General features: G+C 52.1%; 1 protein-coding gene. It reads right to left on the reverse strand.

The window, feature by feature from the left end; all coding sequences use genetic code 11:
• Positions 1 to 202: hypothetical protein (locus tag KDH83_RS32125; protein WP_212323261.1), on the reverse strand; the 202-nt coding region annotated here is incomplete at its 3' end.
• Positions 203 to 336 lie beyond the last annotated feature (134 nt).

Below are 336 nucleotides of genomic sequence, written 5' to 3' on the forward strand. Positions count from 1 at the left end.
TTCCTGGCTTAACCTCTTCTTTTTTTTTCTCTTTCTCCTTTCTTCCCTTCTTCCTTTCCTTCTTTCCTTCCTCCCTCCCCCTCCCTTCCTCTCCTCTTCCTCCCCCTCCTTCTCCTCTTTCTCTTCCTCTTCCCTCCTCCCTGCTTCCTTCTCTTTTTCCTCCTTTTCTTTTCCCCCCTCTCCTCCAGAGACCGATCGTCACCTCTCTCACTCCCCTCCATCAACCGCCCAGGCTATACATCACCTCCTGGAGGCAATTCATTCTCTTTTTTCACTTTCCCCCACTCAAACACCCCCTCCTTCGGTGGAAACCGCAGCGAACGAAGTACCCGCTGA

The sequence above is a fragment of the Achromobacter sp. Marseille-Q0513 genome (assembly GCF_018195695.1).
In the GTDB taxonomy this organism is placed as follows: Bacteria; Pseudomonadota; Gammaproteobacteria; order Burkholderiales; family Burkholderiaceae_B; genus Achromobacter.